This is a genomic window from Micromonospora sp. D93 (assembly GCF_018070365.1).
GTDB lineage: Bacteria > Actinomycetota > Actinomycetes > Mycobacteriales > Micromonosporaceae > Micromonospora > Micromonospora ureilytica.
Map to the genome: position 1 here is coordinate 122,279 of NZ_JAGPXW010000002.1, position 21,059 is coordinate 143,337.

General features: G+C 69.4%; 22 protein-coding genes. 13 read left to right on the forward strand and 9 right to left on the reverse strand.

Going from position 1 to position 21,059, the window contains the following annotated elements; translation table 11 throughout:
• The first annotated feature begins 127 nt into the window (after positions 1 to 127).
• From KBX71_RS33480 to KBX71_RS02690, 5 genes are read left to right on the forward strand one after another with little or no spacing between them, the layout of a single operon-like run.
• Complete coding sequence (locus KBX71_RS33480) at positions 128 to 1,630, forward strand: ABC transporter substrate-binding protein (RefSeq protein ID WP_247682876.1); 1,503 nt, start codon at positions 128 to 130, stop codon at positions 1,628 to 1,630.
• Positions 1,600 to 2,619: an ABC transporter permease gene (locus KBX71_RS02675; protein ID WP_307846933.1), complete on the forward strand. Its 1,020-nt coding sequence runs from the start codon at positions 1,600 to 1,602 to the stop codon at positions 2,617 to 2,619. The genes KBX71_RS33480 and KBX71_RS02675 overlap by 31 nt, the downstream gene beginning before the upstream one ends.
• Positions 2,612 to 3,496, forward strand: a complete 885-nt coding sequence (locus KBX71_RS02680; RefSeq protein ID WP_210816347.1) for an ABC transporter permease — start codon at positions 2,612 to 2,614, stop codon at positions 3,494 to 3,496. Before KBX71_RS02675 ends, KBX71_RS02680 begins: the two co-directional genes overlap by 8 nt.
• Entirely contained in the window at positions 3,493 to 4,497 is a 1,005-nt protein-coding gene (locus tag KBX71_RS02685; RefSeq protein WP_307846934.1) for an ABC transporter ATP-binding protein, read from the forward strand. Before KBX71_RS02680 ends, KBX71_RS02685 begins: the two co-directional genes overlap by 4 nt.
• Complete coding sequence (locus tag KBX71_RS02690) at positions 4,494 to 5,171, forward strand: ABC transporter ATP-binding protein (protein ID WP_210816348.1); 678 nt, start codon at positions 4,494 to 4,496, stop codon at positions 5,169 to 5,171. Before KBX71_RS02685 ends, KBX71_RS02690 begins: the two co-directional genes overlap by 4 nt.
• 83 nt (positions 5,172 to 5,254) lie before the next feature.
• Here the strand turns inward: KBX71_RS02690 and KBX71_RS02695 are convergent, their stop codons facing one another.
• From KBX71_RS02695 to KBX71_RS02705, 3 genes are all read right to left on the reverse strand, one after another.
• Positions 5,255 to 6,154, reverse strand: coding sequence for an ABC transporter substrate-binding protein (locus KBX71_RS02695; protein ID WP_210816349.1), 900 nt, complete (start codon positions 6,152 to 6,154; stop codon positions 5,255 to 5,257).
• A gap of 92 nt (positions 6,155 to 6,246) precedes the next feature.
• The gene (locus KBX71_RS02700) at positions 6,247 to 7,206 is read right to left on the reverse strand and encodes a GNAT family N-acetyltransferase (RefSeq protein WP_210816350.1); all 960 of its coding nucleotides are present in this window, start codon (positions 7,204 to 7,206) and stop codon (positions 6,247 to 6,249) included.
• 907 nt (positions 7,207 to 8,113) lie between these two features.
• On the reverse strand, positions 8,114 to 8,521 hold the full coding sequence (locus KBX71_RS02705; RefSeq protein ID WP_247682839.1) for a hypothetical protein: 408 nt from the start codon (positions 8,519 to 8,521) through the stop codon (positions 8,114 to 8,116).
• Here KBX71_RS02705 and KBX71_RS34710 point away from each other — a divergent pair.
• Entirely contained in the window at positions 8,456 to 8,650 is a 195-nt protein-coding gene (locus tag KBX71_RS34710; RefSeq protein ID WP_374102577.1) for a hypothetical protein, read from the forward strand. The genes KBX71_RS02705 and KBX71_RS34710 overlap by 66 nt on opposite strands.
• A gap of 128 nt (positions 8,651 to 8,778) precedes the next feature.
• Here the strand turns inward: KBX71_RS34710 and KBX71_RS02715 are convergent, their stop codons facing one another.
• On the reverse strand, positions 8,779 to 9,765 hold the full coding sequence (locus KBX71_RS02715) for an aldo/keto reductase (protein ID WP_210816353.1): 987 nt from the start codon (positions 9,763 to 9,765) through the stop codon (positions 8,779 to 8,781).
• A gap of 128 nt (positions 9,766 to 9,893) precedes the next feature.
• On the opposite strand from KBX71_RS02715, the gene KBX71_RS02720 reads away from it, so the two are divergent.
• Complete coding sequence (locus KBX71_RS02720; protein WP_210816354.1) at positions 9,894 to 10,742, forward strand: helix-turn-helix transcriptional regulator; 849 nt, start codon at positions 9,894 to 9,896, stop codon at positions 10,740 to 10,742.
• Between the two features lie 223 nt (positions 10,743 to 10,965).
• On the opposite strand, the gene KBX71_RS02725 is transcribed toward KBX71_RS02720, so the two are convergent.
• Positions 10,966 to 11,622: a PspC domain-containing protein gene (locus tag KBX71_RS02725; protein WP_210816355.1), complete on the reverse strand. Its 657-nt coding sequence runs from the start codon at positions 11,620 to 11,622 to the stop codon at positions 10,966 to 10,968.
• A 3-nt stretch (positions 11,623 to 11,625) separates the two neighbouring features.
• Positions 11,626 to 11,949, reverse strand: a complete 324-nt coding sequence (locus KBX71_RS02730) for a PadR family transcriptional regulator (RefSeq protein WP_210816356.1) — start codon at positions 11,947 to 11,949, stop codon at positions 11,626 to 11,628.
• A gap of 181 nt (positions 11,950 to 12,130) precedes the next feature.
• Here KBX71_RS02730 and KBX71_RS02735 point away from each other — a divergent pair, with 181 nt between their 5' ends.
• The 3 genes from KBX71_RS02735 to KBX71_RS02745 all read left to right on the forward strand — a co-directional run bounded on the left by KBX71_RS02735 (position 12,131) and on the right by KBX71_RS02745 (position 14,856).
• Positions 12,131 to 12,268, forward strand: coding sequence for a hypothetical protein (locus KBX71_RS02735; protein WP_210816357.1), 138 nt, complete (start codon positions 12,131 to 12,133; stop codon positions 12,266 to 12,268).
• The gene (locus KBX71_RS02740) at positions 12,265 to 13,251 is read left to right on the forward strand and encodes a serine hydrolase (protein WP_210816358.1); all 987 of its coding nucleotides are present in this window, start codon (positions 12,265 to 12,267) and stop codon (positions 13,249 to 13,251) included. The genes KBX71_RS02735 and KBX71_RS02740 overlap by 4 nt, the downstream gene beginning before the upstream one ends.
• A gap of 861 nt (positions 13,252 to 14,112) precedes the next feature.
• Positions 14,113 to 14,856, forward strand: a complete 744-nt coding sequence (locus KBX71_RS02745; protein ID WP_307846935.1) for a GNAT family N-acetyltransferase — start codon at positions 14,113 to 14,115, stop codon at positions 14,854 to 14,856.
• Positions 14,857 to 14,983: 127 nt separating this feature from the next.
• Here KBX71_RS02745 and KBX71_RS02750 read toward each other — a convergent pair whose 3' ends face one another.
• On the reverse strand, positions 14,984 to 15,847 hold the full coding sequence (locus tag KBX71_RS02750) for an alpha/beta fold hydrolase (protein ID WP_210816359.1): 864 nt from the start codon (positions 15,845 to 15,847) through the stop codon (positions 14,984 to 14,986).
• Positions 15,848 to 16,337: 490 nt separating this feature from the next.
• Entirely contained in the window at positions 16,338 to 18,950 is a 2,613-nt protein-coding gene (locus KBX71_RS02755; protein WP_210816360.1) for a PKD domain-containing protein, read from the reverse strand.
• A gap of 145 nt (positions 18,951 to 19,095) precedes the next feature.
• On the opposite strand from KBX71_RS02755, the gene KBX71_RS02760 reads away from it, so the two are divergent.
• Complete coding sequence (locus KBX71_RS02760; protein ID WP_210816361.1) at positions 19,096 to 19,536, forward strand: hypothetical protein; 441 nt, start codon at positions 19,096 to 19,098, stop codon at positions 19,534 to 19,536.
• Positions 19,537 to 20,025: 489 nt separating this feature from the next.
• On the opposite strand, the gene KBX71_RS34715 is transcribed toward KBX71_RS02760, so the two are convergent.
• Positions 20,026 to 20,367 (reverse strand): hypothetical protein, encoded by a 342-nt coding sequence (locus KBX71_RS34715; protein WP_210816362.1) that lies wholly within the window; start codon positions 20,365 to 20,367, stop codon positions 20,026 to 20,028.
• Between the two features lie 84 nt (positions 20,368 to 20,451).
• Between KBX71_RS34715 and KBX71_RS02770 the strand changes: the two genes are divergently transcribed.
• Both KBX71_RS02770 and KBX71_RS34190 read left to right on the forward strand, forming a co-directional pair.
• Positions 20,452 to 20,703, forward strand: a complete 252-nt coding sequence (locus KBX71_RS02770) for an acyl carrier protein (RefSeq protein ID WP_210816363.1) — start codon at positions 20,452 to 20,454, stop codon at positions 20,701 to 20,703.
• Positions 20,700 to 20,834 (forward strand): hypothetical protein, encoded by a 135-nt coding sequence (locus tag KBX71_RS34190; RefSeq protein ID WP_256441943.1) that lies wholly within the window; start codon positions 20,700 to 20,702, stop codon positions 20,832 to 20,834. The genes KBX71_RS02770 and KBX71_RS34190 overlap by 4 nt, the downstream gene beginning before the upstream one ends.
• Positions 20,835 to 21,059: the final 225 nt, after the last annotated feature.

Genomic DNA, 21,059 nt, shown 5'->3' on the forward strand with positions numbered 1-21,059 from the left:
ATCATGATGCAAGTCTTTGGTAATTGCCAAGGAGTGGCAACTGTGCCACCGTAATGATCAACGGTTGCGGCACCGCGCCCACCCGATCAACGATCCTCCCCACACCACAGGAGCCCTCGTGACCCGGATGCGTCCGACCTTCCGACGCCTCGTGGCGTCGACCGCGGCGGCGGGGATGCTCGTCCTCGCCGGATGCTCGGCCCCGGCCACCCCCGACGGCACATCCGGCGGCGCGACGCTCGTCGTCGCCACCTCCGACGAGCCGGACGCGTTGAACCCGGTGCTCAACTACGGCGTCGACGGCGCCTCGCTGATCTTCGACGGCCTCGTCACCCGGGACGACGACAACCGCCTCGTCGCCGGTCTGGCCACGGCGTTGCCGGAGCTGTCCACGTACCAGGCCGTCCTGGATCCGAGTGTCGACTCGACGCTCCGCTCCGACCTGGACATGGTGGAGTCGGTGACCGCGCCCGACGCCGCCACCGTCGTGTTCCGGCTGCGCTACCCGTACGCGCCATTCCTGCAGCGACTCACCCTCGGCATCGTGCCGGCCAAGCTGCTCAGCGGGCAGGACATCAACACCGCCGGGTTCAATCGCGAGCCGATCGGGACCGGGCCGTACCGGGTCGAGTCCTGGACGCCGGGCGACCGCCTGGTGCTCACGGCCAACGAGAGCTACTTCGGCGGCCGGCCGAAGAACAACCGGGTGGTGGTCGCGTTCGTCGCCGACGACAACGTCCGCGCCCAGCGGATGCGCGCCGGCGAGTTCGACGCCGCCGAGTTGCCGCCGAAGCTGGCCTCCGGCTTCGACACCGACGCCACGTACCGGGTGCAGCGGGTGCCGACCGCCGACTACCGCGGCGTGATGCTGCCGACGGGCAACCCGGTCCTCGCCGACCCGGCGGTCCGCCGGGCGCTCAACCTGGCCGTCGACCGGGCCGCGATGGTGTCCGGGCTCCTCGGTGGGGCCGGCGAACCGGCGTTCGGCCCGATCCCGCCGACCTCCGAGTTCGCCGACCCGGCGATCGTCGGCAAGCCCACCGCCGACCCGACGGCGGCGGGAGCGCTGCTCGACGCTGCCGGCTGGACCCCGGGTCCCGGCGGGGTACGCGTCAAGGACGGCCGACCGGCCCGGTTCACGCTGATGTACCCGGCGAGCGACACGCTGCGCAAGGATCTTGCCCTCGCCGTCACCGCCGACGCGAAGAAAATCGGCATCGAGGTCACTCCGGCGGGGCTCACCTGGGACGCCATCGACCCGCGGATGAAGTCCGACGCCCTGCTGATGGGCTACGGCACCCCGTACGACCCGGATTTCGTCTCGTACAAGCTGTTCGGCTCGCGGTTCGCGGGGCAGGGCTACTTCAACCCCGGCTCGTACCGCTCCGAGGTGACCGACAGTGCCCTCCAGGAGGGTCGCGACCAGATCGACCCGGCCCTTCGCAAGGCCGCGTACGCGCAGTTCCAGAAGCAGCTCGCCACCGACGTACCGTGGCTGTTCCTCACCTATCTGCGGCACACCTACGTGCTGAAGTCCTCGGTGCGGGGTGTGGCCCCGCGGGTCGAGGCGCACGAGCACGGGGTGGCGAACAGTCTCTGGTGGAACATCGACACCTGGACCCGGTCGTGAGCCGCTCCGGTCGCCTGGCCGGGGCCGGCGCGGTGGTCCGGCGTCGGCTCCTCGTCGCCGTGCCGGTGCTCGTCGCGACGAGCATCGGGATGTTCGCCCTCGGCGCCGCCTCGCCGGTCGACCCCGCGAAGCAGTACGCGGGCGCGGCGGCCTTCACCGCGAGCGAGGAGAACCTGGCCCAGCTGCGCGCCAACTGGGGCGTCGACGACCCCCTTCCGGTGCAGTACCTGCGCTGGATCGGCAACCTGGTGCAGGGCGACCTGGGTTGGTCGACCAGCCGCCACGAGCCGGTCGCCTCGGTGCTCGCCGCCCGGGCCGGCTGGACGCTGCTCCTGATCGGCGTGACCCTCGCCCTGGTCCTGGTCGCGAGCCTGCTGCTGGGCGCGCTGGCCGCGTACCGCCGGGGTGGGCTGTTCGACCGCGCGTTGCGGACGGCGGCCTACGCGGTCGAGTCGATGCCGGTGTTCTGGCTGGGCCTGGCCGCGATCGCCGTGTTCGCGCTGGCCCTGGGCTGGTTGCCGGCGGGCGGGCTCACCGACGTCACAGCGACCAGCACCTCCTGGGGCGACGTGGCGCACCACCTGATCCTGCCGGTCGCGGTGCTGGCCGTGTCCCAGGCGCCGTGGTTCGTGCTGTTCGTCCGGGACGCCGTCGCGGAGAGCCTGCGCGACGACCACGTGCTCGCGGCGCGGGCACGCGGGTTGCCCGGTCGGACGGTGCTGTTCGGGCACGCGCTGCGGACCGCGCTGCTGCCGTTCCTCACCCTGGTCGGCACCCACCTGCCCGAACTGGTCGGCGGGGCGGTGCTGGTCGAGACGGTCTTCTCGCTGCCGGGCCTCGGCGCCGTCACTGTCGCCGCCGCGCTGGGCAGCGACTTCCCGCTGCTGGCGGCGATCACGCTGGTCACCACAGCTGTGGTGCTGGCCGCGAACCTCGCGACCGACCTCGCCTATGCCGCCGCCGACCCGAGGGTACGACTCGATGGCTGACCTCGCCGCCCGACCGCCGCTGCTCCGAGTGGCCCGGTCGCGGCTGCGGCTGCGGCCCGGCCAGGCCGGCGCCGTCGCGGCCGGTCTGGTCCTGCTCGTGGCCGTCGCCGGCTCGCTGCTCGCCCCGCTCGTCTGGCCGCTCGACCAGAGCGCTGTCGCACTGGACCAGACCCGGTTGGCGCCGTCCTGGACCCACCTCGCCGGCACCGACGACCTGGGCCGCGACGTGGCGCACCGTGCCATCTACGGACTGCGGGTGTCGCTGCTCGTCGGCGCGGTCGCCGCGCTCGTCGCCACCGTCCTCGGGGGCGTGGTCGGCGGGATCGCCGGCACGCTCGGCGGCCGGGTGGACCGGATCCTGATGCGGATCGTGGACACCATCGCCGCGATGCCGCACCTGCTGCTGGGCATCTTCATCGTCGCCATGCTGCGTCCCAGCCTCGGTGCGGTGATCGCCTCCGTCGGGCTCACCCACTGGCTCTCCACCGCCCGCATCGTCCGATCCGAGTTGTTGAGCCTTCGGACCCGACCGTTCGTCGACGCCGCCATCAGCGGCGGGGCCGGCCGGCTCCGGGTCCTCACCCGGCACCTGCTGCCGCACGTCCTACCCCGGCTGGCGCTGGCCACCACCCTGATGATCCCGCACGCGGTGTGGCACGAGACCGCCCTGTCGTTCCTCGGTCTCGGCCTGCCGCCGCACCTCGCGTCGCTGGGCAACATGATCAACGACGGTCAGGGGTCGCTGCTCACCGGCGCCTGGTGGGCCAGCCTGGCGCCGGGCGCGGTCATCGTCGTGATCACCCTCGCCATCGCGGTCCTCGCCGCCCGTTGGCGCGACCGCCTCGATCCCCGGGTCCGAGCGGAGCTGCACCTGTGACCACCACCGAATCCGTTCCCGCTTCGGCGCCTTCCCGGGCCGTGGTGACTCGGCCGCTGCTCGCCGTCGACGGCCTCGGCGTCGAGTTCCGGCTCCGGAACGCACGCGTGCGCGCCGTCAGCGATCTCAGCCTCACCATCCGGGCCGGCGAACTGTTGGCCATCGTGGGCGAGTCCGGCTGCGGCAAGTCCGTCCTGGCCCACGCCCTGCTCGGCCTCCTGCCCGGCAACGCCACGACCACCGGCCACGCCGTGCTGCACCACCCCGGCGCCGACCCGGTCGACCTGGTCACCTGCGGCCAGCGCCAGCTGGCCCGGCGGGTACGCGGGCGTCGGGTCGGGCTGGTCCCGCAGAGCCCGGCCACCGCCCTGAACCCGGTCCGCACCGGACGGCGGCTGCTCGCCGAGACGCTGCGGGCGCACGGCCGTGACCGCGCCGACGCCGACCACCTCGCGGTCGACGTCGGGCTCGACCCAGCGGACCTGGACCGCTACCCCCACGAGCTGTCCGGCGGCATGGCGCAGCGCCTTGTCACCGCGCTCGCGCTGGCACCCGACCCGTCGCTGCTCATCGCCGACGAGCCCACCACCGGGCTGGACCGGCCGCTGGTCGACCACACCCTCGACCTGCTGCGGCGTCGCTGCGACAACGGCGCCGCCGTCGTGCTCATCACGCACGACCTGGCCGCCGCACGCCGGGTCGCCGACACCGTCGCCGTGATGTACGCCAGCCGCATCGTGGAACACCGCGACACCGACGAACTCTTCACCGCGCCGACCCACCCGTACGCCTCGGCGCTGCTCGACGCCCTGCCGGACCGGGCCTTCCGGCCGGTGCCGGGCGACCCGCCGATGCTCACCGCGCTGCCCCCCGGGTGCGCGTTCGCGCCCCGCTGCCCACACCGCACCGACACCTGCGCGGACCGACCACAGCTGACACCGGTCACCGGTGGCGGCACGGTGGCCTGCCACCACCCGATCGTTTTCGGAGCCGTCACGTGAGCAGCACGCACCTCCTCGCCGACCGGGTGACAGTCGGGTACGGCCGCCAGGTCGTTCTCGACGGCGTCACCCTGGGGGTCGACCGGGGCGAGACTGTCGGACTGCGCGGGCCGTCCGGCTGTGGAAAGTCGACACTGGTCCGGGTCCTGGCCCTGCTGCACCAACCCGATCAGGGCCGGGTCAGCATCGACGGCACCGCTGTCGACGCCGTCCGGTACGCGGTGCCGGTCGCCCTACGGACCCGCGTCGCCGCCCTCTTCCAGAGCCCGCGCGCCGCCGCCGACCCTCGACTGAGCCTCACCGACCTGATCGCCGAACCGCTGCGCGCCACCCGGACGCCCGAGTCGGTGGTCCGCGAACGGGTGACCGAACTCGCCGACCTCGTCGGCCTCACCGCAGATCTGCGCGGCCGGCGTCCCCACGCGGTGTCCGACGGGCAACTGCAACGCGCCTGCCTCGCCCGTGCCCTCGTACACCGCCCCGACTACCTGCTCTGCGACGAGGCCACCGCGATGCTCGACGCCTCCACCCAGGCACACGTCGCCGCCGTCATCCGCGACTACCAGCGGACCCAGGGCGCCGGTGTCCTGGTCATCACTCACGACCAGACCCTGCTGGACCGCTGGAGCGACCGGATCGTCGACCTCACCGGTGCGGCGAGGGCACACGCCTGACCCTCGGTGCGGGGCGTTGCGAATGCCGGGGCAACGGGCGATCGGCATCGGAGGTCCGCCTCCGCCACTCGGGCGCGGCAGCGTCAGCCGACGTCGAGGGGCACCCGCCGAGCGCGCGGGTCTGGACGGCCGCCGAGGATGCCTGCGAGGATCTCCGCGCCGTCGACGACCCTCGGGCCGGGGCGGTTGAAGTAGGCAGGCCCGTCGACCACCCACACCTGCCCATCACGCACCGCGGGTAGGTCCGCCCAGCCAGGTTGCGCGGTCGCCACGGACAGCTCGTCGACGGTTCGCTCAGGCGTGAACCCGCACGGCCCGAACACCACCACGTCGGGAGCCAGGTCGGCGACCACCGACCACAGGTGCGGGGTGCTGTGCGCACCCGGCCCGAGCAGCAGCGACCGCCCACCCGCATGGGTGATCTGCTCCGGAACCCAGTGCCCGCCAGGCATCAACGGATCGAGCCACTCGACGAACAACACCGTCGGCGCGCCGGGCACCGGCCCCGGCAACGCGGCGAGGCGACGCTCGGCGTCGGCTCGGATCTCCGCCGCCCTGCCTTCGGTGCCGGTCAGCGCGGCCACGGCGTCGACCGTGTCCAGGATCCCGCCGATGGTCCTCGCCTCCAGGGACATCACACTGGTGTCGAGATCGATCAGACCAACCGCGTCGTTGACCCGCTGGTAGGAGACCGCACACACGTCGCACAGATCCTGGGTCAGGATCAGATCCGGCTTCAACCCCTCCAGCAGGGCGACGTCGAGCTGGTACAACGACGATCCTCGGTGCGCGTCACCGGCGATCGCCGCCGAGATCTCCCGGCTCGTCAAGGTCTCCGGCAGGGACGTCGCGGTCACCGCCGGGATGTCGGCCAGGGCCCCCGGCGGCCAGTCACACTCGTGGGTACGCCCGACCAGGTGCCCGGTCAGGCCAAGCATGGCCACGATGTCCGTGGCCGCCGGCAACAGGGAAATGATCCGCACAACCGCCTGCCTACCAGGCGCGACCGAGCCACGTCCACTCGCCGACAGCGAAGACCACGGCGGCCATCAGTGTGGTCAACGACCGCCTCGGCTCAGCACGCCTCGACTGGTTTGCGGTATCGGGGTTGCCAAGCGGTCACGCGGTATCCCGCCTTCTCGTACAACCGAACGCTGTTGTTCGGATTCTCCGCGACCGTGCTGAGTCGGGTCGTCGAGACTCCCGCTTCCGCCAAGATACGGAGCGTGCGCCTCATCACCGCAAGACCGACGCCCCGCCGGCGCCACGCGGTGCCTACGGCAACCCACGGCGTCCGGGCGGTGCCGTCGGCCTGCAACTCGTTCACCACGACCGCCGCGATGTCGTCCCCCGCCCACACGACGCACCAGATGTCGATGTCCTGGACGTCGCGGAGGTACTCCTCGTAGGTCCTGGGCCGGTAGCCGTCGCGTGCTCCCGCGAAGCACTCCTCGATCACCTGGTGGATCTGGGGGTGGTGGGCAGCCTCGACCGGACGTTGGGTGAGCCCTTCGGGCAGCCGAACGTCGCCGTCCGGTAGAGCGTTCAGGTCGTGGGCCATGTCAACGGCCGTGAACGCGACCCGGTAGCCGTGAGCAGTCAGCAGTGCCAGCTTGCCCGGTTGGTGCTCGCCCACGTTCGCGCCGAAGACGCTCCGGCCGCCGACCGGCCTACTGCCGTCGAACTCGATGGCATGTGCCTCCTGCCACCGCAGCAGGGCGCTGCCGATGCCCCGTCGGCGCCACGCTGGTTCCACACATCCGCTCAGCAGGTAGACCCGGGTATCGGCCGCTTCGGACCACCAGTCCATCCAGGTGAAGCCGACAGTTCGCCCCGAGTCGGCTTGGGCGATCAGACAGAACGGGTGTACGCCGTTGGAGTCCTCGCTGGTGTCGGGACCGGGCAGCCAGAAATCGCCGTCGGCCCGGTAGACCTCGGCACGGACGGCCTGGACGCCGGCAATGTCACTGGCACCCCCATAGCGCCGCATCGTGACACCGGCCTCCACCAGTGAACCGAACTGCTCAACCGCCACTGTCCCGCCCTCTCCGTGCCAGTTCTTCGGAGGACTGCACGCCCGGTCATCGCGACGACCGTCGCACCCGCGCTACTGACCGCTGCTCTCGATGTTAAGAGACGTACACGCGTGGAAGCCCTTACCGGTTGATCCGGTAACGGGATTCTGACCTGCACAAACTGAGAGTGGACGATGCCGGTACCAAACCAGTGACCTCCTCGGTGTGAAGTCTCGGCAAGTCGGTCGGGCCAGGCTTGATGCGAGGTCAGACAGCTTGCTAACGAGCTTGTCGGCCCGGTTTGGCTCGCACGGTTGCTGTACTTCGCTGTTGCACTGCTGGCGTCAGACGAGGCGTTGGATGCGGACCTTCGGGCGCTCGTTTCTGAGGTGGCCGTGCTTGTGCTGGCGGACCTGTTCGTCCCAGACCTCCTGGTCGTAGTCCGGGTTCGGTGGGATCCACTTGCGGGAGCCGTCGCTGTAGTGGAAGGCGGTAGCTCAGTGCGCAGAGCCGCCATCCACCAGCGCGTACGGGCAATAGCTTGCCGCCGACCGGCGTGATCATTCCGTACACATTCCGGGTTTTGCGGACCGGGCCGCTCCGCCTCACTCCGGGCAAGCTCGCCCAGCCTCGCTCCTCGCGCGCTCGGCCTCGGCGGAATATCCTTCTTGCCGCGCGGCCCGGAGTGCGAGTCATGGACGCCTGCGAGGCAGAGGCGGAGCGTGGTTCCGCCGGTCGGACGAGGCATCGTCTGAGTACCGGGATTACATCCCTCCGGGCCGTGCTCCAGGGCGTGTCGCTCAGCTACGGCTAAGACGACACGCCATCGGCGTCTTAGCCGCCTGTGGCCTTCCGTTGACGAACCCTCCGACTGACCGCGACCTGCACCTTCTGCGACCAACTTGTCCGTCCCGGCCGGGGCCGGCCTCAGTCACCTGAGATCCAGAGATATCCGCGAGCCCGGGTCGTCTCCTCGATGAGCGCCCCCAGCGCCTGCACGTCGACCCGGAGCTCCGGTTTGCGGCTCGCGATCTCGTCCAGCTCCGCGGTCAACTGCGGCAGCTGGATCAGGTTGATCATGGTGTCGCCGTAGGAATCGATCCTCGACACCAGGTGGTGCCGCTCCCGGTCGCTCGCCGCCACCAGGCGTTGCAGCGAGGAGCTTGCTTCCACGCCGGCATAGCGTTGCTCGTGCACCTGGTTCTCGATATACACGTCGAGTCCCACCGCCGCGCCTCCTTCACGGGTGCCAGCTTCTCTGGCTGCGATCTGCGGGATGCCGACCTGCGTGACACGGATCTGTCCTACGCGCGGTTCAGCTACGTCGTGACGCACGATCCGGAGTACGGACGAACGGATGTTACCGGGGCCCGGTGGAACGGCGCCGACCTTCGAGGCGTCACCGCCGAGCGCGTCATTGGGTGGCCGCGCGGTCTCTCAGACTCCGGGGTTACGTCCGGTTGACGTGTCGGCACCCGGTCCCACTCTGGCCCTCGTCGAGGACGCCAGCGCGGCTGCTCACCGACCTCGACGTCCACCCCAGAGCGCCATGCAGGTGCTGAACTACCCGTTCAAGGCTGGATGACAAGGCACTAGTTACCGACGCCAAGGCTCGCCATGAACGCCGCCGGGTAACGGTCACCGCGCGCGGCACCCTTCGGCACGGCCGCCTCGATCTCTTCGAGATCATCGGCCGACAGCTTCACGTCCAGCGCCGGCAACGCCTCGGCCAGCCGCTGCCGGGTGCGCGCACCGACCAGCGAAACGATGGACCGGTCCTGCGCCGCGACCCACGCGATCGCCAACTGCGCCACCGTGCACCCCTTCGCATCGGCGACCCGGCGCAACGCCTCCACCAGGGCAAGGTTGTGCGACGCGTTCTCGGAGGAGAAGCGGGGACTGTGGTTACGCGGATCGTCCGCCCGACCCGGCACCCAGTTCCCCGAGAGCAGGCCACGGCCCAGCACCCCGTACGCGGTCAGCCCGATGCCCAACTCCCGCACTGTGGGCAGCACGTCGGCCTCGACCGCCCGCGACAGCAGCGAATACTCAATCTGAAGATCAGCAACCGGATGTACGGCGTGCGCCCGCCGGACGGTCTCCGCGTCAACCTCGGAGAGCCCCACATACCGCACGTAACCTGCGTCGATCATCTCCTTGATCGCGCCGATCGTGTCCTCGATCGGCACCGACCGGTCGAGCCGGGCCGGCCGGTAGATGTCCACGTAGTCGACGCCGAGCCGGGTCAGCGAGTAGCTCAGGAAGTTCCGCACCGAAGCCGGGCGGGAGTCCTGACCGGCGAACCGCATGCCCGGCCCCACCTGCTGCCCGAACTTCACACTCAGCAAATAGCTGTCCCGGTCGCGTCCCCGCAACGCCTCCGACAGCAGCAGCTCGTTGTGCCCCATGCCGTAGAAGTCACCGGTGTCGACCAGCGTGACCCCCGCATCCAGCGCGGCCCGCACGGTGGTGATGCTCTCCTCGCGATCGGCCGGGCCGTACGCGCCCGACATGCTCATCGCCCCCAGCCCCACCGCGGAAACCTTGGGACCCGTGTTGCCCAGAGTGCGTGTCTGCATCGAAACTCTCCCTCATCGGTCGATCTCGGGTCCACCCTGCGCCGCTTTTCGGCCCGCCGGCAGCGGAGCGCTTATCGTGGGAGCGCCGCTCCCTGGCTCGATGCCCAGTCCCGGGGCAGCATGGAGGCATGCAGCGTGAGCAGCTCGCCGACTTCCTGCGGCGCCGGCGCGAGGCCATCCGCCCCGCCGAGGTCGGCATCGCCGACGGCCCCCGCCGCCGCACCGCCGGCCTGCGCCGCGAGGAGGTCGCCATGCTCGCCGGCATGTCCGTCGACTACGTCGTCCGCCTTGAGCAGGGCCGCAGCAGCCAGCCGTCGACCCAGCTGCTCGGTGCCCTGGCCCGAGCCCTGCGCCTGACCGACGACGAGCGAAGCCACCTGTTCCACCTGGCCGGCCACCAGCCGCCGCCCGCCGACGGCATCGCCCGCCTGGCCCGGGCCGGCCTGGTCCGCCTGCTCGACCTGGTGGGCGACACCCCCGCCATGGTCCTGTCCGACCTCGGCGAGATCCTGGCGCAGAACCGCATGTCGATCCTGCTCACCGGCGAGCACACCGGGCTGACCGGCGACCGCCGCTACGTCGCCTACCGCTACTTCACCGACCCGGTCATCCGCGACCTCCACGGCCCCGAGGAATGGCAGCGGCACGCCCGCCAGCAGGTCGCCGACCTGCGCGCGGTGGCCGGCCGGCGGGCCGGCGACCCGGCCGTGACCGGTCTGATCGAACGGTTGCGGGCTGCGAGCGACGACTTCCGGCGGCTGTGGGCCGAGCACGAGGTTGCGATGCGCCGGGCCGACCGCAAGACGTTCATGCACCCGCGCGTGGGCCGCATCACGATGGACTGCGAAACCCTGGTCACCCCCGACCTCGGCCAGCAGCTGCTGGTGCTGACCCCGGCCGACGCCGAGGCCCGGGAGAAGCTTGAGCTGCTGCGCGTGCTGGGGGTCGAGGAGTTCCCGGCCGGCGTGCCTCACTGACAGTGCCCGCGGTTCCCCACGCCCATGCTCGACCCCTTAACCCACAGGGAACAATCAGGGCGCCTTGACCTGGATCAGCTTCGGCTTCTGGCCTGATCTTGCACCGGTCGACCGCGGCAGTAGGCTGCCCGAGGGAGTCAGTTAGAAGTCACGCCACTCGTCGAGCCACTGGTCGGCCAGATGCGATGGGACATCAGCTCGGGCAGCGAGTTCCATAAACGCGTCACGGGCTTCCTCTTCGCCAGGTGGTGGGCTCCGCTGGGAGGCGTGGTGGGGCTGCGGCAAGGTGGCCTGCTGATCGACAACAGCGGTGCTTTGGAGTCCCTCTACCTGACCCGAAAGCGCACGGAGAAGAGAGTATCGCGGTGGCATCCCGTTGGCGCTCATAGTCGGTGACCGTCGGGACGACGGGCAGGACGAGCAGCAGGACCAGGTACGGCACGGCGAGTAGTCCACCGGTGAGCATGGTCAGCAGCAGCACGACGGTTCGTACCCAGTCGACGCGGAACCCGCCGTACGCCGCGATGCCGAGGCAGACGCCGCCGAACCATTTGCCCTCGTTGATCCGAGACCAGAACCGGCCACGCAACCTCCCCTCGGGGGAAGGCGGCGTGGGGCGTGCTGGACCCACCGGCCCGAGCTCAGCCAGGATCGCTGCCATCTGGGCACCGGTCACCGAGTCGTCGCCCGAGCCTGTGAGAGCACTCAACCGGTCGCCAACCGCGGACTCGAGATCTCGGACGATCTCGTCAGCGTCCGGGTCGGAGCGCAACGCGCGTCGCGCATCATCGAGGTACTGCCGCAGGGCGTCGCGCGCTTCGCCGGAGGCCGGGAAGGCCGCGACATGCCCGGTGAGGCGGATGGATACCGGCTCAGTCATCGGTCATCGTCCAATCGTGTCGATCACGTGGGTCAGCTCGTTCCAGTACTCCCGGAACGCGGCGAGCTGGCCTCTGCCGGCATCCGTGAGGGAGAAGTACTTCCGGGGCGGCCCTGACGGCGACTCCCGCCACTCGTAATGCACGAGCCCGTCTCGCCGGAGTTTGCTCAGCAGCGGATACAGCGTGCCCTCCTGGGCAGGGAAGCCTGCCTCCTGCAGCGCGGCGAGGATCTCCGCCGCGTACCGCTGCTGGGACTCGACGGCAGCTAGTACGAGTGGTTCGAGCAGGCCGCGCCGCAAGGCAACGAGCTTTGGATCGGTCTGCATGGCACTACCTTGCCGGAGCAAGGTACCTTTCGCAACCTAGAGCACATGCGGGCTCCGGTCCGCTGTGCGGGTTAGCCGGGTTGAGGAGAAGAACCGGACTGTTCGCCGAGATCGCCCTCGTAAGGCTGCCCGTCGTGGTGCCACGCCGAAAGCAGATGCGCTCCCGCTGGGTGTGGCGCGTGTGCTGCTCGTGCTCGGCACCACCCCGCGCACCGTCGACAGCGATCTCATCCCAACCGGGTCGCTCCAGAAGCGAAAATTCCGCTATAACGAGCATGCTGTTCCGCTGGCCGACATCGCCCCTCCGGAGTGCCCATGACGACGCAGTTGCGTGACCGTCTCGACCAAATACTCCAAGCTGGCCAGGTCGGCGGTCTGCACGCCGTCGCGGCGGTTCGCGGTGGTCAAACCCTGCTGGAGTGCTACAGCGCCGGCGAAGATTTCGCCTGGGGCGACTCGCTGGGCGTCGTCGAGTTCGGGCCCGGGGTCCTGCACGACATCCGGTCCGTCACCAAGAGCGTGACCGTCCTGTTGTACGGCATCGCGCTCGGCGCAGGGCTGGTCCCGCCGCCAGCTGAGCCGCTCCTGCAGCGGTTCCCGCAGTACCCCGACCTGGCGGCCGACCCCCACCGTGCCCGGCTCACCGTCGAGCACGCCCTGACGATGTCGTTGGGGGTGGAATGGCGTGAAGACCTCCCGTACAACAGCCCGGCCAACGCCGAGATCGCGATGGAGCTGGCGCCGGATCGATACCGGTACATCCTGGAGCGGCCGATCCTCGAGCCGCCCGGCGCCCGATGGACCTACTGCGGCGGTGCCACAGCTCTGCTCGGCCGACTGATCGCCGAGGGCACCGGGCAGTCGCTGCCGCAGTACGGGAAGGCCGTCCTGTTCGCACCACTGGGCATCGACAGATTCGAGTGGATGACCGGCGCGGACGGAGTGGCCTCCGCCGCGTCCGGGCTGCGACTCGCGCCCCGCGACCTGGCCAGGATCGGTGAGCTGGTGCTGGCCGAGGGCGCCTGGGACGGTCAGCGGATCGTCCCCGCCGACTGGATCCGCACGATGCTCCAGCCACGCCTGCAGACCAGTTGGGGCGCGCAGTACGGCTACCAGTGGTACATCGAATCCATCGAGGGCCATCGGCTGCTGGCCGGCATGGGCAACGGCGGCCAGCGCCTGTTCGTCCTGCCCGACCTGGACCTCACCGTGGCGGTCACCGCCGGCAACTACGACGACCCCGACCAGTGGCGGACCCCGCTCACGGTGCTGGAACGGGTCATCCTTCCCGCGATGGCTTGAGGCGCCGCGCCCGCCGGTCAGCCCATCGGCAGGGCGCACATCTGGGCCGGACGTCAGCTCACGCCTGCGGTTGGGACAGCTTCTGCGTTCGCCGGAAAGGCACCCGCGTCACGGCACCCGATCGACATCCGGTCATCGGCTATGAGCGGACACTGCCCTACCGCCCCCGCAGAGTGCTGACGCTGACGCCTTCGGGCTCACCGAAGGGGTCATCACAGAGGATGCGCTGGTCACGGGATCGCGAGTGGGATCGGTGTCTCAGCTAACGGGACCAGCTACTGGTCCGGCACGGCGGGATTGTGCGCTCGAACATCGATGTGCAGCAGACCAGTCTGGGTGACGATCAGCCAGCCGTGATCGGGTGTCGCGAGCAACGCGGAGAGCAGGGGGCGGTGACCACTTCGCCAACCTGCACCCAATCTGCTCCCAGTTGCAAGGTCAGGCCTACCAACGGCTCCTTACCGCTTTGACCTGCGCACACTCCCCCACCAGGCGACATAGAGCGTCGTCGACTGCATCGCCAAACCGCGGAGCACTCCGCGGGAAACAGGACGCCGCACCGACTCTGACCTGCAGAAACGAGAAGCCGCAGGCGGAGGCAGGTGCAGTTGAGCGCCGTGCTCCCCCACCCGGGCCCGTGACCCTGGCGTCGCCCAGGCGCCTTGGGTCTCCGTGTCGGCAGGTCTTCACCGAGCAGCGCGAGACCGACGTTCGGCCAACGCGACCGGGGCGCCGAGGCGCAGGGCGCACGGTCGGCGGCAGAAGAGGATGACGGAAACAGCTTGCCGATAGGCGGCGCCAATGCCACGCTCCGCCGCGATGACTACACGGAGCGAGCTTCGGGCATTGCACGACCAGCAGGTGCGGGGCACCATCGCCTCGCGTCTGCCGAACAACTGGAAGCCGTCGTGGGATGGCCCCGTCCTGCAGATCGCCACCCCCGCGCGAGGATGTGCCTTCGCGCAGGATCTCGACGGCCTCAGCATCGAGCTGGACGCGCTCATCGGTCGCGTGCGTGACCGCTCCGCAGCGCGCGGCCAGGCGGTCGAGTGGAAGACGTACGGCCACGACCGGCGAGATCTCACTGAGCGGCTGCGGCTGGCCGGCTTCGTGCCGGAGGATGAGGAAACGGTCGTCATCGGTCTGGCAACCAACTTGACCGCCGCCAGCGAAGCCCCCGACGGCATCGCCATCCGCGCAACTACGGACCTTGCCGACCTGGGCCGGATCGCGGCCATGGAGTCCGAGGTATGGGGCGTCGACTGGTCGTGGCTGGCTGGTGACCTACGCGACCGTATCGAGTCGGCCCCGGAGAACATCGTCGTTCTCGTCGCGGAGGCTGCGGACGAGGTCGTGTCGGCCGCCTGGCTGGTGATCATTCCCGGCACGGAGTTCGCTGCGCTGTGGGGTGGCTCGACCCTGCTGCAATGGCGCCGGAAGGGCATCTACCGCGCGCTGGTCGCCCGTCGCGCACAGCTGGCTGCCGACCGGGGCATCAAGTACCTCATGGTCGACGCGTCCAAGGACAGCAGCCCGATTCTTCAACGACTAGGTCTGCACCCGATCAGTACCACCACTCCGTGGGTATGGAGTCCGACCACCTAATCGGGATACGTACTCAAATTCGGCGGGTGCGCGCGTCGCAACGCGCCAGTCGGCTGCGCGACCAGCTCGACACCCGGGAAGTGTGCCCCTGGATAAGGCCCGGGTGGTGCCGTGCGGGGCGGGAGGCTCAGGACAAGAAGCGGTGCAGGGCTGCGGTCAAGTCGTCAGGGTTCTCCTCGGCGACATGGTGGCCGGACTCAATCGGGTGCCCGCGTAGATCGGGGGCCCACGGGCGCCAGACAGTTAGCGGGTCGCCGTACAGGTCTTCCATGTCGTCCCGGGTCGACCACAGCACGAGAGTGGGGCAGCGGACAGTACGACCGTTACGCCGGTCGGCTTCCTCGTGCACTCGGTCAACGCCGAGGCCCGCCCGATAGTCCTCCAGCATGGCCCGGACGGTGGCCGCGTCGTGGATGGCCTGCCGGAACTCCTGGTAGTTCTCGGCTCCCATGCTCTCGGGCCGGGCCTTACTGGCGTACCACGCATCGGGGTCGGCGGCGATGGCCCGCTCTGGCTTGTCCGGCTGAGCAAAGAAGAACCAGTGGTACCAGTCATGGGCAAACTTCGCATCACACCTGGCAAGAGCCTCGCTGATGGGAACACCGTCGATGACCACCAACTGACTGGCCGTGTCGGGGTGGTCCAGCGCCAGGCGTAACGCCACGTACGACCCACGGTCGTGTCCGACCGTCGCGAACGTCGGGTGGCCCAGTTTCTCCATCAGCCGGACCAGGTCCGCGGCAACAATCCGCTTGGACTGCTGCGAGTGATCCGCGAGGATCTGCGCCTTGCCGGACTGCCCATAGCCGCGCATGTCGGGACAGACGACGGTGAACCCGAGATCAACCAGCTGCGGCGCGACACGATGCCACGTAGACCCCGTACGCGGATGTCCGTGGATGAGGAGGACCGCAGGCCCGTGCCCCGCATACCGGACCCGGAGCTCCACCTCCCCGACATCGACCCGCTCGTCCTCGAAACCGTCAAACATGCGCGGAAAGTATCCAGGTCCCCGCCAAGAAAACATCTACTCATCGGCCATATGCGGACGCCGCACTACTGCCTCCGCCGGGGGCGCCAACACTGACGCCTTCAGACGTGGCCTTAGGCGAACTGAAATGCCGGCCGGCGCCAGCCATCCGGGAGCAGCAACGCCTGACCGCTTGGGGGGAGCACTGGCCCGACGCTGGCACTCGATTGGTTGGACGCCGGATGGCCGACCCGGGATCTGCTCGACGTACCGGCCGACATGAAGGACTCGCGCGAGCTCTCCCAGCCGCTCCGCTACCGAGCACTTCGCCTCTGGCCCGCCTCGGCACATGCCTACCAGCCGATGAGGATTCACCCCCTCTACGCCGCCCTGGAACGCGATCCGGCGTCCGGCAAGCTGCTGCGAAATCTGTGCGCTCAAGAAACACGCCGCTGCCCACCCGCAGTCCGGGCCCGGCGCCGGCCGTGATCGGCCGGCGCCGGATACCGGTTCAGCGCGTTCCGGTGCGGTGCAGCTGGACGGCGCCGGAGGTCAAATCGCGTGGGGCGATCCGGTCGACGTCGAACTCGGTGCTGCCGGGGCTATGGTCGTAGACGACCGTCCCGGTGGCGGTTTCGAAGACGACCAGGCGGGCCCGGTCGGTGGGGATGCCGACGCAGTCGGTGCGGCCCGACGAACAGGCGTCCCAGCCGTAGATCACCCAGGTGTAGCCGGACCGGCCGTTGAGGGTTCCCTCACCACGGGAGGCGACCTTGCCGTCCTTGGTGAGCACGAGCCACTCCAGGGTGCTGGGTTCGAGCCGGAAGCTCGTCCCGTCCGTCCACGCCTTGCCCTGCCCGACCGGGGTGGTGGCAGCGCTGGTCTGGTACTGCGCGGTGTTGTGCAGCCACGTCTGGCCGGCCGCGTTCGGCACGCTGACCAGGGCGCCGGCCGGGGTGGCGGTGGAGCCGTCGATGTTCGCGGTGCCAGCGTCGGGGTCGTAGACCACGATCATGCTGCCGGACTTGTCGGTGGCGGCGTCGTCGTCGCGGACGGTGACGTCGATGGTGTACATGCCAGCGTCGGTGAAGGTGTGCGTGGCCTGGCAGACGTTGTTGGTGGCAGTCACTGATTCTGTACGGCCGTCGTCCCAGACGACGGTGCAGGTGTGGGTGTCGTTGGTGCCGGGATCGTTGAACGGGACCTTCAGCTCGAACGCCGTACGGGCCCGATGAACTGGCCACTGGGTGGGCGCGACGGCCGCGGCGGCCGCGCGCAGCGGGCTCGGCTCGGGGGTCTCCCGCAGCGACGGAGCGACGTTGCTCAGCGTGACCGTCGCGCTGTCGCTGACCGCTCCGTTGACGCCGTCGTCGGCGGTAAGCGTGACGGTGAAGGTGCCGTCGTCGGTGCAGCTGATCGTCGTGACCGGCGTGCCGGCGTCCTCGAAGGCGCAGGTAGCGCCCGCGTCCACGTCGGAACCGGCGGTGTATGACCACCGGGTGCTCGGGGCGCCGCCGTCGTCGCGGGCGGAGCCGTTCAAGCCGACCGGGCTGCCCTCGTTGCCGCGGCGGTCGGGACCGGCGCTGACCACCGGCGAGTCGTCAATATCGGGGTCGTCGGGCGGGGGGTTGCTGACGTTGCCATCGCCGACCGGGATGAACAAGTTGTCGTAGTCCACGAGCCGGTCGTTCTCCATCCAAATGCCGATGCGGCCACCGGCCTCCTGGTTCTCGGCGGAGGCGACGAACCGGACGGAGTAGTTGTCCGGCAGTTGCACCGGCCGACCGCGCTCGAGGTCCTCGTCGTGGAACTCCGGTCCAGCCGAGCCCTCGTACGTGGCCGCGATTGGGTACTCGTCGCAGTCCCATTTGGGAACGGTCGGGTCGTCCGGCGGTGGCGGCATCGAAGTGCGGGCGCAGGTGTTGGTGGAGACGGTCCGGTTGCGGTCCGCGCGGAACCGGTGCTCGGCGCTCTTGGCGCGCGGGATCCGGTGCAGCGGGTCGCTCGCGGTCGCCCCACGCAGGGCCTTGTTCGGGTTGGGCGGCCAACTGGCCGGCGGGTTCGCGCGGGCCTCCTCGATGTGCACGGCGGCGCCCTTGACGGCCGGGTCGGTCGTGCTGAGGAAGATGCCCGGGACGGCGCGGTCGAAGACCGATCCGAGCTGCCGGGCACGGGCGCTGCTCAGATACCACGCGCTGTCGAAGCGCATCCCGCCTTCTTCGCTCTCCGTGTCGACGAACTGGAAGTACCAGCCCGGCAGGTCGAAGTCGTACTCGATGTGGAACACGCCCGTCGCGATCTGCTCGCCGTTAGCCACGGCCGGCTCACGGGCATCGGACATCAGCTCGAAGAAGGCGTAGTTGTTGGCCCGCCAGCCCGGGATCGTCTTCTCGGTGTCGTCGTCCGGCCCAGGGAAGCACGCGTTGTCGTCGTCGACGTCGAAGACGGGGTCGCGATAGCCGCCGTCGCACTCCATGGTGGCTTTCATTTTCGCCGTCGGCGCCGAGAACACCCCCCGGGCCCACAGCACCTCGACGTCGAGGGTGAAGCCTGCCCACCGCAGCTTGCTCGGGTCGTTGATGTGGCCGCCCTGCTTACCCTCGCCGCGCAGCATGTTCTGCGAGAGGTACTCACCGCTCAACCGGCACGACGGCGGGAACAGCCCACATTCGATCGCCCCGATGTACACCAGGTGGCTCTGGCAGTAGGAATACCGGTTCTTGATCCAGCCCTGCTCGCGCTTGGCCTCGTCGCTGTGCTCCTCGCACTGCTCGCGCGTCGCGTAGTCGTACACGTCGTCCGGCAGCGACCCGCGCGGGAAACGCCCGGAGTCCACCACGTAGCTCTCAGGACCGGCCGCCGCGGCTCGCGGCCGCGCCCTGGTCGACTCCGAGGGCCCATCGGCGGTCGCCGGCTTGACGCCGAGGTTATCGAGGTTCAGGTTCTTGCGGAACTCCTCGCTCACCCGCTCGGGATGGTCGATGAGATCCGGGTCGGAGATGACGTACGGAACGAGCTTGCGGGTCGTCTGGTCCGGGCTCGGCTCGGCGTGGGCCGGAGAACCCGGGATCAGGCCCACGAGCATCGACATCAGGATTGTGACAGGCAGGAACCATCGTCGCATCAGCGCAACTCCCCCGTTGGATAGCTGGTGGCAGGAGTAGTTCAGCCAACGACATCTGCCGATGCAAGGGTGAGTAGGTAAGCGGACACACGCGGTCGGCGGGAGATCGCTACCCTCGTAGTCGACCGAGCGGGGAGGGGTCAGCATGGCGGCGCTGGTCGAGCACACCGAGCTGTACGTCGATGTCGACTATCGACTGTTCGCGATGATCGACGACAGCAACGACCGGCGCAACGTGCCGCCCCCGCCGCACGAGCTCGATCGATGGGTCAGCTCGACGCCGGGCTATGTGGTGGTCGAGAACATCGACGACGCCGTGGTGCTGGGTAGCGACACCCGGCTGGAGACCTGGGACGGGCCGGCCGACTTCGATCCGGCCGGCTGGGACCGCAGCGACGTCCTCGAGGTGGTCTTCGAGTCGGGCATCCTCGGGTTCTCCAGCGGCACGGCCGGCGGCATCGCCGACGCCTACCGCCTACCGCCGGGCCGCCGATGGAGCGTACGGCTGGCCTGGCGCACCGAGGAGCCACCCGCTCCGGACGAGCTGCCGATCGCGTCTGTCCTCATCCAGTTCAGCCCGGCCTGAGCCGCCGGGCCGACACTTCGCGGTCGGGCCTGTCTGTCCTCGTGAGTGCGGCAACACCCACGGGGACGCTGACTCATTGCATTTCGCTGGGGGTGGACTCGGATGCTACACGGGTGCCCCGCTCCCCGAAGGCCCCCTTTATATCGCGATCTTTCCTAATTGATCGATGGCGCGTCCAGAACTTGACCCATGTATGTCCACAGTTGACTCCCGCAGACGGCCGCTGCTACCTTCGATTCGGATTGGCCTATGTGATCTAGTGCGGTCGAATGTGGGTGCGCCGCTCGACGCTGCTGCGATCGAGTGCGAGGCAACGAAGCCGTCGCATCCATGCAGGTCATCACAATACGGGGTATATATGAATACCGTTTGGCTCTTAGCCGACGGGCCGGTCCCGCCGGACGGCCCGTGGGTAGACGACGTCCTCCTGGCCGGCCCCGACGAGGCCGGGGTGTTCCGCGGCGGCCTCCGGGATGCGTTCCGGGAGCGCTACCCGGCAACGCTTTTCGGCAACATGTACGGGATGACGGAGGCGGGGCGATCGCCACCGATCTGTCCGGACAGCATGCCCCCGCCGTTCAGCCGGCGCCCGGCCTGCTGACCATCAACGGCCGGCTGGACTCGCAGGTTTCCATCAGTGGCCTGAAGGTCGACCTGACGGCCGAGGAGATCCAGGCGGACCTCGGCGAGCGTCTGGCCGCTTACAAGCGGCCCCGTCCGCTGTATGTTCTGGGCGATTTTCCCCGCACCGCCACCGGCAAGATCGTCCAGAATCCAGCCGCATTGCGCAGCGTGGCACGGGACGCCGCTGTCCGCTGAGGGCTTGGGCAACGCACGCTCCGAGGTAGCCGAAAGTTCACCGAAAATGGCACGCCGAATCAAGCGGTCGCGCCATGCCAACCGAAGGGAATTCGTATGTCTGCCGACGTATTCGCGTTTCTTGTCGACGCGCTCAAGAGCATGAACTATGACACCTCCTCGGTGACTCGGGAAACGGCGTTGGGCGCCAACGGTCTGGAATTGGAGTCCCTGGCGGTCGCCGAGGTCTCCATTCAGGTGGAGGACGCCTACGGCGTGCGGTTCGACGAGGACGAGGCCGAGCGGCTGGCCATGATGACCGTGGGTGACCTGGCGGATGAGATCACCGTGCGCATGGAGCAGAAATGACCGCTGCCGCCTCTCTGGACCGGCAAGGCGTCATCGAGATCCTCACCGAATATCACCCCGACGACACGTTGCTCCAGATATCCACTGTGGACAGAGTTGCCCGTCTGCTCCGACAGCCGCTGGACGGATGATCGAGATGACCTCAGGGAAGGCGGAAGCGGTCGCGCCGCCCCGGTGCCGTCCGGTATCGATCACCGGTCTGGACGTCATGACCGCCTGCGGACGGGGCGTCCCACCGCTGGCGTCGGCTGCCTTCGCCGGGGCGCCGGCGGTCTCCTGGCCGCCGGGGCGGAGCCCGACCAGAGTGCCGGCGTGCTGCTCGCGAGGCGTCCGGCCGTGCTGACGAACGCCCCCAC

Excerpts from the sequence above, each read along its gene's own strand:
- KBX71_RS33480 (WP_247682876.1), top strand. The coding sequence starts at position 128 with ATGCGTCCGACCTTCCGACGCCTCGTGGCGTCGACCGCGGCGGCGGGG.
- KBX71_RS02680 (WP_210816347.1), top strand. The coding sequence starts at position 2,612 with ATGGCTGACCTCGCCGCCCGACCGCCGCTGCTCCGAGTGGCCCGGTCG.
- KBX71_RS02715 (WP_210816353.1), bottom strand. The coding sequence starts at position 9,765 with ATGCAGACACGCACTCTGGGCAACACGGGTCCCAAGGTTTCCGCGGTG.
- KBX71_RS02720 (WP_210816354.1), top strand. The coding sequence starts at position 9,894 with ATGCAGCGTGAGCAGCTCGCCGACTTCCTGCGGCGCCGGCGCGAGGCC.
- KBX71_RS02725 (WP_210816355.1), bottom strand. The coding sequence starts at position 11,622 with ATGACTGAGCCGGTATCCATCCGCCTCACCGGGCATGTCGCGGCCTTC.
- KBX71_RS02730 (WP_210816356.1), bottom strand. The coding sequence starts at position 11,949 with ATGCAGACCGATCCAAAGCTCGTTGCCTTGCGGCGCGGCCTGCTCGAA.
- KBX71_RS02740 (WP_210816358.1), top strand. The coding sequence starts at position 12,265 with ATGACGACGCAGTTGCGTGACCGTCTCGACCAAATACTCCAAGCTGGC.
- KBX71_RS02750 (WP_210816359.1), bottom strand. The coding sequence starts at position 15,847 with ATGTTTGACGGTTTCGAGGACGAGCGGGTCGATGTCGGGGAGGTGGAG.
- KBX71_RS02755 (WP_210816360.1), bottom strand. The coding sequence starts at position 18,950 with ATGCGACGATGGTTCCTGCCTGTCACAATCCTGATGTCGATGCTCGTG.
- KBX71_RS02760 (WP_210816361.1), top strand. The coding sequence starts at position 19,096 with ATGGCGGCGCTGGTCGAGCACACCGAGCTGTACGTCGATGTCGACTAT.
- KBX71_RS02770 (WP_210816363.1), top strand. The coding sequence starts at position 20,452 with ATGTCTGCCGACGTATTCGCGTTTCTTGTCGACGCGCTCAAGAGCATG.
- KBX71_RS34190 (WP_256441943.1), top strand. The coding sequence starts at position 20,700 with ATGACCGCTGCCGCCTCTCTGGACCGGCAAGGCGTCATCGAGATCCTC.